Raw genomic sequence first — 10305 nt, forward strand, 5'->3', positions numbered from 1 at the left:
ACGAACTCCGATAACTCACCCCGGAGCCGTTCCACCTCCCCCAGCCTCATACCGGAGAGGATGCCCACCACCAGCAAAGATCACCCAACGTAACGAAGTACTACTAGGACTTGTCCGGCCGATCATGTCGGGCTGCTCGGCTTTACGGCTCGGGGATGACGGTCAGCCGAAGGTGATCGACGCCGTCGAAGTCCTCTGCCTGGACTTCGACGGCTGAGGTGTCGAAGCGAAGGGTGAAGCAGGGGTCCGCAGCGATGAGTTGTTTCAGGTTGTCGCGGACGCCGTGGTCGAGAGGGGGCGAGAACACTGCGTCCCACTCACCCATGTTGGCGGTGGCCGTCGCTCTGATCGGGATTCGAGCCAGGCAGGTGGATGGGTTGGCCCACCACTCCAGATGCGCCGTCTTCTCGTAGCGGTCCATTCCCCGAGCGTAGACGCCGGTACTCCCCATCTGGGCTGCTCGTTGTTCCGGGCATGGGGCGGGGTGATCTGAGTGATGCCGAGTGGGAACGTCTGCGTCCGTTTCTGCCGGTCAGCAACAGGCGTTGTGGCCGGTGGCGGGATCATCGGCAGGTGATCGACGGAATTCTGCACCGGGTGCGGACCGGTGTGCAATGGCGTGATCTACCGGAACGGTTCGGGCCTTGGAAGACGGTCTACGAACGGCACCGGCTGTGGTCGGCCGACGGGACGTGGGAGCGTCTGCTCCAACAGGTTCAGGCCGCAGCCGAGATCGACTGGGACGTCTCGGTCGACTCAACCATCGTTCGTGCGCATCAGCATGCGGCGGGTGCCCGCACCGACCCGCCGCCGGCGCTTGGCTCAAAGGGGGCCGAAGGGCCAGAACATCAGGACGAAACGCCGTGGCAGAGCCTGCACGCCCGCCTGGTGGAGGTGGTGCGGGAAGTGAAGGCCTGGGCCGCTCGCGGGGCGGGTTCACCACCAAGCTCCACCTGAGCGCGGATGGCCGCTGCCGCCCGCTGTCTCTGATCGTCACACCAGGTCAGCGGGCGGACTGCACCCAGTTCAAGCCGGTCCTGGAGAAGATCCGCGTCCCGAAACTGGGGCCCGGCAGGCCCCGCATGAAGCCCGACAGCGTCGCCGCCGATAAGGCATACAGCAACGGGCCCGTCCGGAACTACCTGCGGCGCCGAGGCATCCGGCACACGATCCCGGAGAAGCTCGATAGCCAGGCCGGCCGCCTGCGCAAGGGCTCACGCGGCGGGCGGCCGCCCGGTTTTGACGAAGAGCGGTACAAAAAGCGCAACACCGTCGAGCGCGCCACAACAGGCTCAAGCAGCACCGGGCGGTGGCTACCCGCTACGACAAGCGCGGCTACGTCTACCTGGGCACCGCCACCGCCGCAGCCCTCACCATCTGGCTCCGCACATGATCGGCCGGACAAGTCCTAGCGGAGCTTGCCCAGGCCCTTGATGTTCGGGGAGCCCTTGCGGGAGATCAACGCCTGGATGCAGCGGCGTCGGAGCTCATGCGCACAGCCTTCGAGTAGTACGCCTTGTCGCGGGTCGGCGGCCGTGCGCGCCCCGAAGGCGCGATGTCCTTCGGGCGCGCGGCAGGGGTTCGGGTTCAGGCGTTGTAGCCGCCGTGGGCGTCCAGCACCGCGCCCGTGACGTACGACGCGGCGGGGCTCGCCAGGAAGGCGATCGCCGCGGCGATTTCGTCGGGGTGCCCCATGCGTTGCAGGGACAGCGAGCTGACCAGGGCCTTGAGGGTCTCGGGGTCCGGCGGTTGCATGCCGCCCTCCATCAGTCCGGCCTCCACGACGTTGGCCGTGATATTCCGGGGCCCGAGGTCGCGTGCGACGCCCATGGTGTACCTCTCGATCCCGGACTTGGTCGCCGAGTAGTCGGCAAGGCCGGGGGCGCCGACCCGGGAGCCCAGTCCGGAACTCACTGTGATGATGCGGCCGCCCGCGCGCAGCACTCGGGAGGCGGCCCGGATGACGGCGATCACGCCGAGGTAGTTGGTGGCGTGCATCCGGTCCAGTGCGGCGGTGTCGGCGTCCGGGTCGTCCACCGTGCCAGCCACGGAGATCGCCGCGTTGTTGACGAGGATGTCCAGGCCGCCGAAGTGCGCGACCACGTCGTCGATCAGCGCCGGCGCCCGGCTCGTGTCCGCCTGGTCGGACTGGAAGGCGACGGCCTTGGCTCCCTTGCCGTGCACCTCGTCGACGACAGCCTGCGCCTGTTTCTCGGAGCTGACGTAGGTGAAGGCGACGTCGGCGCCCTGCTCGGCCAGCAGTCGTACGGTCGCGGCTCCCAGTCCGCGCGACCCCCCGGTGACCAGGGCGACCTTGCCCGTGAGTGGCTTGCTCATTCTTCTCACCTCGTTGATGGACCCTTCCCGGCAGTCGCAACGTTAATTGTTACGACAGTTCGTTGCAACCTTCGCTGTTACGACTGCGCTGTCGTAACATGAAGCGTTGTGGCCGGGAGGAGGAGTCCATGAGCGCCAACAGCAGGCTGACCATCGCCGCCCACGCGCTGGCCTGGATCGGCCTCTATCAGCGCCAGGGCCATGAGGTCGCCACCTCCGAGCAGATCGCGACCAGCGCGAACACCAACCCCGTGGTGATCAGACGGCTGCTCGGCGAGCTGCGCCGGGCCGGGCTCGTGGAGTCCCGGCGGGGCGTGGGCGCGGGCTGGTCGCTGGCGCGCGAGCTGGAGTCGATGACCCTGCTCGATGTGTACGAGGCAGTGGAACCCGGCCCGCTGTTCGCGATGCACCGCACCACCCCGGACCAGGGATGCGTGGTGGGTTACGGCATCCGGCCGGCGATGCAGGGCATCTATGAGGGCATCGAGGAGACTCTGAGACACGAGCTGGCCCGCGTCACGCTCGCGGACGTACTCCGGGACGTACTCGCGGCACCTCGCTAGCCTCCACGTTACGCCTTGACATCACCAAGATCCCCATCTCTGGATCCCGAGCTGCTGGAACGGATCACCGCGCGGCGCGCGGAGCTGGACGAACGTGAGGAACTGCGCGCCAAGGAGTTGGCGGGGGTGCGGGCCGAGCGGGACGAACTCGCCGTCGCGGAGCGGGTTTTTGAGCGGGTGAGCGAGCAGCTCGCCGACGAACGCGCCTCGGCCGCGCCGACGCCTGGGCAGGTGGGCGGACGCGCGGTGATGCTGATCCCGCACCGCACCTCAGGCGTGGAGGAGACCACCCTTCCGCCGGACTACCAGCGCATTCTCGCCGCCGTGCGGCAGGCCGCCGGGCCGGTCATGGCCCGGCAGGTCGGCGACGCGCTGGGAATCGACGTCAGCGTGCGGTCCAAGCTGGAGCCGCTGCGCGGGAAGCTGGTCAGACTCGTCGACCGCGGCTGGCTGCGCAAACTGCCCGACGGCCGGTTCACCACACGCCTGTGACTTGATCTGCCGCCTGGAGAAGGACGCGGGCGTAACCGGGGTGCCCCCGACTGCCGTTGGAATTGTGTGACGAAAACCAAAAGCACGCCGGGGACACCTGCCCGCTTGTCTACCAGTGCCGCCTGCCGCTGTCCACGCGGACCGTCAACCACCTCGCCGATCTCCTGCGGCGTCACCTGAAAGTGATCCGGTCCCGGTGGCGGATCCTGCCGCCCGGGAAGATCGCGGTGATCGTCCTGGCCGTGCTGCGTCACGACCAGCGCCTGGCCGACATGGCCGGCGGCAACGACGTGTCCGAGTCGACCGTCCGCCGCTGGCGCGACGAGCTGGTCACCCTCCTCGCCGCGCAGGCCCCGCGCCTGGACCGCGCCCTGAAGAAGGTCGCCAGGCAGGGCGGGGAGGTGGTCCTGATCGACGGCACCCTCATCCACACCCGTTCCGCGGCCCGCCGCAGCGGCCATCCGTCGTCCACGACACACCGGGCCAGACGCAGCCTGCCGGTCGGGGTCAGCGGGGCGTTACGGTGGGACACGAGGGCCTCCTGGGCGTCGGTGCAGACTTCGCAATCCACACCGAACCCAGAAGGCCCTCACCCTTTCAAGCACCCAGCACGCGTGTCACCAACGTCCCGGGACAACACAGCTAGATCGCCCGCCCCGCCCCCCGCCGCCCGGGTTCCGGCGGGTCGCCGGGCAGGTCATGATCACGTGTCCGAGGGTTCGAAGGCGGGGGTGTGCTGTGGAGGATTGGCGGAGCGATCCGGCGTTTGCGATGTGCCGGGAAGTCGCGGGCGGGGCGGACTTGGCCTCGTTCGCGGGCGGCCCGTTCGACGTGCGAGTGGTGGTGGCCGGCATCCTGCCCGAGCTTCGACGCGACCTGCCCCTCGACGCCGTCCCGTGGGGCAACTTCCCCCACGGCCCCGATGCCCGAGAGGCCGTTGCCGCCCTCCGCGCCGACGGCGAACCGGGCATGGACGCGACGGGCGTGCTGTGGGGCCTGTGCGCCAACGACAGCCGGGCGGCCGCCGCCCTCGCCGTACCGTTCCTGATCCCCCTCGCCACCGACGCCCACCACCCACACCGTGCCGCCGCCCTCGACGTCCTTTCCGGCCCGGCCCGCGCCCGGCACATCGGCGTCGCCTCCCGCGAGGAACTCCTCCTTCACCGCACAGTTCCCGTACGTCACGCCCCCGACGGAGACGACGACTACGGCTATGAAGTAACCGCCTACCCGGCCGGCTGGTCGGTGGCCGCCGCCCGAGCCGCGATCACCGCGGACACGCCCGCACTGCTGCCCCTCCTCGGTGACCCCGACCCTGCCGTCCGCCTTGACGCCGCCTACGTCCTGGCGACCGCCGCCGACCTCGACCACATCGTCCGGACCGCCCTGGCCACCGGGTTCGCGGCGGAGCGTGACGCCATGGTCCGCGCCGCCTTCGTCCTGGCCACCGCCGAGATCACCCGGGCCCACGCGCACTCGCCAACCGCAGCCTGGCTGCGAGAGCGCTGGCACGACCGGACGGAGGCGCCCGAAGTCCGCCTGGCAGCGGCGATCGGATGGCTCTGCCTCACCGACGACCCCGCCCCCGAGGAACTCCGCCGGACCGTCGACGCCCTCGCCGACGACGAACGCGCACACGCCATGGAGGCCCTGCCGTGGATGAGCGCCGCCTCCGGAACCAACGAACCGGGACTCCTGCGCTGCAAGCGCTGCATGCTCCAACCGGAGGAACCCGACCCGGAAACGGTCTTCTGGGACTCCCTGTTCTGAGCAACCGGGCTGCGGTTGTGCAACGGAGGTGTCCAGCGGGGCCAACTGCGGCGCACGGTCGCAGTCGGCGCTCGCGTCGCCCCCTTGTCCAGGTCCGATACCTGCGACATTCCACCCCATTCCGGCAGGGAGAAATCTCCGTCCCACGACGCTGCGCGACGGCTCGGGGAAAAGCCGCTGCCCTCCGGGGTGCGCCGCTGGGAGACTGCGGGGATGACCACGCAGCGGCTGCCGTTCCCGATCCCGGACGAACGCCCACTACTTCGTCACCAGCTACGCCGACATGCACGACCTCGTTGAGGACCTGGTCGTGCCCGCCGGCGTACCCGAGGCCGCGGCGACCGTCCTGCGTACGGCCCGCGAGCTGCTGCGCCAGTCGTACTACTGCTACGAGTTCTCCACCGTGGCGGTCATGCACTCCCTGATCGCGATGGAGATCGTGTTGCGCGACCGGATCACGGACGCGGGTACCAAGCCGCTGTTCCAGCTCATCAAGCAGGCTGTCGAAGCGGGTGTCCTGACGACGCGGCAGGCGGAGTACCTCGACTACGGCCGGAAGATCCGCAACGGCATGGCGCACGGTGAGACCACCCACGCGGCGATGCCGCCGGCCATGGCGGTGCCGATGGTGACGACCTCCTTCGCAATCGTCTCCGAGCTCTGCGCTGCTGTCCCGTGACAACGAAGGTGGACCTATTGCCAACGAAGTTGGACCACTGCATGGTTGATCGTGCGGGCCTTCTAACCTGTCTGAATGATCGCCGATGATGCTTCTGAGGGCCCGGTCGTCCGTGTGGGCGATCCCGGGGGTCAAGCGGTGCACCTGCTGTTCTGCGAACCCACCCGGCCCTACGGAGACGAGCCGACCCTCGACTTCATCGTGCGGGCCCGTGGCCGTTGGGTGAGCGTCGAGACCTTGGTGCGGACCTGGGACGGCGACGGCCTCGACGCTTTCCTCTCCGGCCTGGTGGAAGACTTCCGTGGCTGGGAGGGAGTAAGAACCTGGCACTCCCTCGAATACGACCTGACTCTCTCGGCAGAGCACCGGTCCGGTGGCCATGTTCATCTGACGTGGGGCATCCACGACCGGGCGCCGGCCGAGGTGTGGCACTTCGAGACCACAACGGTGCACGCAGCCGGCGAGGACATGCAGCACCTCGCCGACGAGGTCCGTGCCCTTCTCGCCGGCGAGGCCGAGTAGCCCACGGGACGGGCCGCCCCGCGAGCGGTCCAACTTCACTGGCAGACGGTCCAGGTTCAGCGTCGGAGGACAGCTGCGCCTGCCTGACGATCACGGGACGATAACGGCGCTCAGGCGAGTGTCACACCGTCGTCTTCCGCCACACCTCTAGCAAGTGACGGGGGATTCCATCCGGCTCCTCGCGCCACTGCGTGAGGAGCCTTGTCATGACGTACACCAGCAGCGCCCGGCAGCCCGAACCGGAGCCGCGCCCGACCGTGTCAAGGGGTCCTGAACGTCCTCCGGGCGGCCAGGAATCCAGTGCCGCGAACGGTGCCGTGAACGATTCCAACGTCGTGCCCATCACCGCACCTCACGCCGCCCGCCAGGGGGCCTCCCGGCGCGCTGACACCTCTCCCCCTTCCCCTGAGACGTCGGCGAAGGGGAAGAAGTCCACCCCGGCCAGGAAGGTGCAGGCCGATGCGCTGCGGATACTGGGGTGCGTGCGGATAGCCACGGTCCGGCAGATGGCTCAAGTGATCAGGAAGGAGGACGCCGACGGCCGGTCGTACGTGCGCAGGGCGATGAACAAGCTGGCGGAGCTCGGGCTGGCGGAGACGAACGGCAAGGACGGACGGCACCCGATCTGGAACCTGACCCCGGCAGGGCACAAGGCTCTGGCCGACGGCAACGAGCTGCCTGCCCGCCCGAAGGCCGGCACCGGAGCGAAGGCCGTTCGAGCCGGGTTCGGTCCGCACGGCGTCGCGGTGACGGACATGATCCTCGCCTACGGCGGCCGCAAGCACCTGACCGACTGGCAGGTGGAGGTCAACCACGCCATCAAGGAGACCGGCCTCACCTTCAACACCGACGCCGTCCCCGCATGGCCGACCAAGACCAGCGAGGTGCGCCTCTTCGAGCTCGACAACGGCACCATGTCCCAAGCCCGCCTCGCACGTGAGGTCTGGGACTACGAGCGCTACACCGGACACCGCGTCTGGGAAGGCGCCCGCGGCACGATCGGCACGACGTACCCCTTCTGGCAGCGCCACCGCTACACCCGCTCCCAGACCTTCCCGCGGCTGCATGTCGTCCTGGCGGGCAAGGAGGAGCACCTGCTCGACAACCGCCTCCAGGCGCTCGCCGCCGACGTGAAGGGGATCGCGGTCGCGGTGTGGGTGAACCCCCTGCCCCAGCTCCAGCGCGGCGAGCCCTGGTACGAGATCGGCGTCGACGACCCGGACCGGCGCCGCCAGCGCTACCCCGAGCCGCCCGGCCGCTGAGGCAGGGCTGCCGGAGACGACGACGCTCCCCCACATGACAGCCGTGGGGGAGCGCCCTCGCTGGCCACGCCGCGCCGGTCAGGCCGGGGCGGCCTGCTTCGCCAGCGCAGCGAGTGGGGAGCGCCAGCCTTTCTCCACCGCGCGCAGATGCTCCCAGTCGATCTCCGGGTGTGCGGGGACGACCGCGTCGACGGAGGCCGTGGTGTAAAGCGCGACGTCGACGGCTCCTGCCCGGCTGGTGCCGAAGCGGACCTCGATCGACTGCGGGGAGCGGACCCAGCCGAGCCGGACCATGTGGTCGAAGTCGGCACGTCTCACCCGGAGCCGGGGGGCGGCCTGCTCGGGTCCGAGCGGGGTGTCGGTTCGGCGACCAGGTCCGTCAGGTCCTCGCGTCGGCAGACCTGGTCGACCTGGTCGGGATGGTGCAGCGTTCCGTCCGGGTTCGCGCTCAGGTCGACCAGGAGGCCGCGGTCGACGAACCGGAGCACCACGAACGCCGTCACGTTCGCCTTCTCGCCGTGAATAGTCCGGTTCGGGTGCCGAGCGCGTCGGCGATCCGGTCGGCCGCCGCGCCGCCGGAGATCGGCGGGGAGGGCATCGCGGCCCGGATGGCGTCGGCGTCCAGCGCCTCCACAGCGGCCCGGGACCACTGGCAGGACGACGCGTCCGGGGGCCGGGATCAGACCGGTGTGCCGGGCCCACCGGAAGGCGGCTGCGGGCACCTTCAGGCGCTTGGCGGCCTGGCCCTCGTGTACTCGGTTCGTCGCATGAGATCACCTCTCGCTCGTTCGCCGGAAGCGGCGGACAGAACATGACAGAACACATGAAGATCTGTTAAGACACCTGGAAGACAGGCAAGTTGGACGCGCACCGCTAGGACTGCGCCCGCGTACGCGAAGGGAAATCACCCATCCAGATGGCACGGCGGTGGCCCGTCGATCCGCGGCATTGACCGGACTACAGGCCACGCCCGGCCGCTCGGCGGATCACAGCGCCCCTGCAACCCGCCCCGCAACACGGGGGTGCAACAGAACCCGCGTTGCACCCCTGACCTGCAAGGACACCTGTCAGCGCACGCACAGCACCGGACCCCGGGTCTCCGAGGGGCTCGGGGTCCGGTCACGGTGCAAGAAGGCGGGCAGAGCGGCCTGAGGGGGGTGTCACCGGCTTCGTTGCGCCGCACCCGCCGTTGTCCCGGCGGTCGTCCGGGACGGAAGTCGCCGGCCTTCCGGTGCTGTCCTCCGGGCGCTGAGCCCCACCAAGGGGTAAGGCGGGACGCTCCCGCCGGATGGTAGGTCGGCGTCGCACCGCGGCGGTCAGGAGAAGGCACCTCGGACAGATCTCGCTTCTTGGGCTACCGTCGATGCAGGCGCGGGGCCTTACGCGGTCGAGGATCGACCGCACGCGAGTCTGGGAGGACTCATGTCTATAGGCCGGTCAACGCAGCCAGGTTCATCTCGCGCTACCTCGGCGAACCGCACGACAGCGATTTCGGCGGCGAGGCGGCCCATCAGCTCTTCAACGCTGCCCACGCCGACATCTGCTGCCCACCGACGGGACATCGCATCAGCTGGAGCGACTGCTACCGCGGTGCCGACATGTTGCCCCTGACGTCGAAGGCTGCTCTGTTCCTGGAGTCCAACGGTGAGCCGAGCCCACTGCCGCGCCACCTGACGGAGAAGCAGCGGGACCGGGCACTCAGGGCACAGAGGTGGGCCACGTGGATCCGGCACGAGGCCCACCGACGGAACATCCACTAGGCCGTGTATCGAAAGTGGATCTTGAGCTGTGAATGATCTCGGTTCATGGGTCGGGGAGATCTCACGGACGAACAGTGGGCCGTGCTGGAGCCGTTGTTGCCGAGGGGCACGAGGGCCGGGCGGCCACCCATCTGGCCTCGGCTGCAGTTGATCGACGGCATACGGTTCCGGGTCCGAACCGGTGTTCCGTCGTGGAGACCGGTCGACCGGCCGTCATGGAACCGGACCCGGTGCCAGCCGAGCTCGTCCTGCCGCGCGAGGTCGCTGCGGGAATCCGGGCCGCGCGGTAGAGCGGCTGGACGCCCCGCTCCGACGGCTCGCCGTTCGAGCTGCGCCTTTCCGCCGCCAGCTGACCGGGACGGAGCGCCGGAGGGTCCAAGAAATGATTCGCCGACCCGGTGGCTGTGTGGCACCGTTCGGCCTGGACCGGCAGTTGACCATCGGCGGCCGGTCGATGTCGACATGTCGGCGGCCTCTCGGGGATGTACCGGAGAGGTGACGAAACGATAGGAACCGGTGCCGTGGGGAACAGTTACGAGGACGAGTGTCGCCGGTCGTTGGCCGAGGAGCAGGCGAAGAGCCTTGCCGGGACCAACAACTGGGAACATGTGGACAGGGAGCGGGTCCACCAGGACTGGGACGTCCTGTACCGGGAGATCACGGGTTTCCTGGACGGCGGCTCCCTGCCAGGGGATCAGCAGATCCAGGAGCTCGTCCGCAGGCACTTCGACATCGCCTGCCGGTTCTACACCCCCTCCAGGGAGGCTTACGTCGGCATGTCGCTCTTCTACGCCGAGGACGAGGCCATGAGGGCGTTCCACGATTCCTACCACCCCGGGATGGTGGATTTCCTGGGCGCCGCGATCAAGGTGTTCGCCGAGCAGGGGAGCGGGTTCGCCCCTAGGTCCTGTCTGACAAAG

At 69.1% G+C, this 10305-nt stretch carries 11 protein-coding genes and 4 pseudogenes; 10 read left to right on the forward strand and 5 right to left on the reverse strand.

What is annotated here, in order from left to right:
• Positions 1–142: 142 nt before the first annotated feature.
• On the reverse strand, positions 143–421 hold the full coding sequence (locus CCN42_RS38020; RefSeq protein WP_143662176.1) for a hypothetical protein: 279 nt from the start codon (positions 419–421) through the stop codon (positions 143–145).
• A gap of 53 nt (positions 422–474) precedes the next feature.
• On the opposite strand from CCN42_RS38020, the pseudogene CCN42_RS38025 reads away from it, so the two are divergent.
• Positions 475–1393, forward strand: a pseudogene (locus CCN42_RS38025) (IS5 family transposase).
• Between the two features lie 194 nt (positions 1394–1587).
• Here CCN42_RS38025 and CCN42_RS38030 read toward each other — a convergent pair.
• Complete coding sequence (locus CCN42_RS38030; RefSeq protein ID WP_086741804.1) at positions 1588–2337, reverse strand: SDR family NAD(P)-dependent oxidoreductase; 750 nt, start codon at positions 2335–2337, stop codon at positions 1588–1590.
• Positions 2338–2465: 128 nt separating this feature from the next.
• Here CCN42_RS38030 and CCN42_RS38035 point away from each other — a divergent pair, with 128 nt between their 5' ends.
• The 3 genes and pseudogenes from CCN42_RS38035 to CCN42_RS45285 all read left to right on the forward strand — a co-directional run.
• A complete protein-coding gene (locus CCN42_RS38035) occupies positions 2466–2900 on the forward strand; it encodes an Rrf2 family transcriptional regulator (protein ID WP_086741805.1) in 435 nt (144 codons plus the stop codon).
• Positions 2901–2915: 15 nt separating this feature from the next.
• Positions 2916–3392 (forward strand): hypothetical protein, encoded by a 477-nt coding sequence (locus tag CCN42_RS38040; protein WP_245877656.1) that lies wholly within the window; start codon positions 2916–2918, stop codon positions 3390–3392.
• Positions 3393–3454: 62 nt separating this feature from the next.
• A pseudogene (locus CCN42_RS45285) lies at positions 3455–3850 on the forward strand (IS5/IS1182 family transposase); the annotation flags it as partial.
• On the opposite strand, the pseudogene CCN42_RS41870 reads toward CCN42_RS45285, so the two are convergent.
• A pseudogene (locus CCN42_RS41870) lies at positions 3811–3924 on the reverse strand (IS481 family transposase); the annotation flags it as partial. The pseudogenes CCN42_RS45285 and CCN42_RS41870 sit on opposite strands and share 40 nt — an antisense overlap.
• A 269-nt stretch (positions 3925–4193) precedes the next feature.
• Here CCN42_RS41870 and CCN42_RS38050 point away from each other — a divergent pair.
• The 4 genes from CCN42_RS38050 to CCN42_RS38065 all read left to right on the forward strand — a co-directional run bounded on the left by CCN42_RS38050 (position 4194) and on the right by CCN42_RS38065 (position 7625).
• Positions 4194–5162 (forward strand): HEAT repeat domain-containing protein, encoded by a 969-nt coding sequence (locus CCN42_RS38050; RefSeq protein WP_245877657.1) that lies wholly within the window; start codon positions 4194–4196, stop codon positions 5160–5162.
• Positions 5163–5445: 283 nt separating this feature from the next.
• Positions 5446–5841, forward strand: coding sequence for a hypothetical protein (locus CCN42_RS38055; RefSeq protein ID WP_245877658.1), 396 nt, complete (start codon positions 5446–5448; stop codon positions 5839–5841).
• A gap of 75 nt (positions 5842–5916) precedes the next feature.
• Positions 5917–6363 (forward strand): DUF6228 family protein, encoded by a 447-nt coding sequence (locus CCN42_RS38060; protein WP_281259567.1) that lies wholly within the window; start codon positions 5917–5919, stop codon positions 6361–6363.
• Between the two features lie 206 nt (positions 6364–6569).
• On the forward strand, positions 6570–7625 hold the full coding sequence (locus CCN42_RS38065; RefSeq protein ID WP_086741807.1) for a replication-relaxation family protein: 1056 nt from the start codon (positions 6570–6572) through the stop codon (positions 7623–7625).
• Between the two features lie 78 nt (positions 7626–7703).
• Here the strand turns inward: CCN42_RS38065 and CCN42_RS45290 are convergent, their stop codons facing one another.
• Both CCN42_RS45290 and CCN42_RS45295 read right to left on the reverse strand, forming a co-directional pair.
• Complete coding sequence (locus CCN42_RS45290; protein WP_245877660.1) at positions 7704–7943, reverse strand: hypothetical protein; 240 nt, start codon at positions 7941–7943, stop codon at positions 7704–7706.
• On the reverse strand, positions 7940–8128 hold the full coding sequence (locus CCN42_RS45295) for a hypothetical protein (RefSeq protein ID WP_086741808.1): 189 nt from the start codon (positions 8126–8128) through the stop codon (positions 7940–7942). Before CCN42_RS45295 ends, CCN42_RS45290 begins: the two co-directional genes overlap by 4 nt.
• Before the next feature lie 1302 nt (positions 8129–9430).
• On the opposite strand from CCN42_RS45295, the pseudogene CCN42_RS46350 reads away from it, so the two are divergent.
• Together CCN42_RS46350 and CCN42_RS38090 are read left to right on the forward strand one after the other, a co-directional pair.
• Positions 9431–9610, forward strand: a pseudogene (locus tag CCN42_RS46350) (transposase); the annotation flags it as partial.
• A gap of 296 nt (positions 9611–9906) precedes the next feature.
• Positions 9907–10305 (forward strand): TipAS antibiotic-recognition domain-containing protein (locus CCN42_RS38090; RefSeq protein ID WP_086741809.1); only part of this gene is annotated, 399 nt, incomplete at its 3' end.

It is taken from the genome of Streptomyces glaucescens (assembly GCF_002154375.1).
GTDB lineage: Bacteria > Actinomycetota > Actinomycetes > Streptomycetales > Streptomycetaceae > Streptomyces > Streptomyces glaucescens.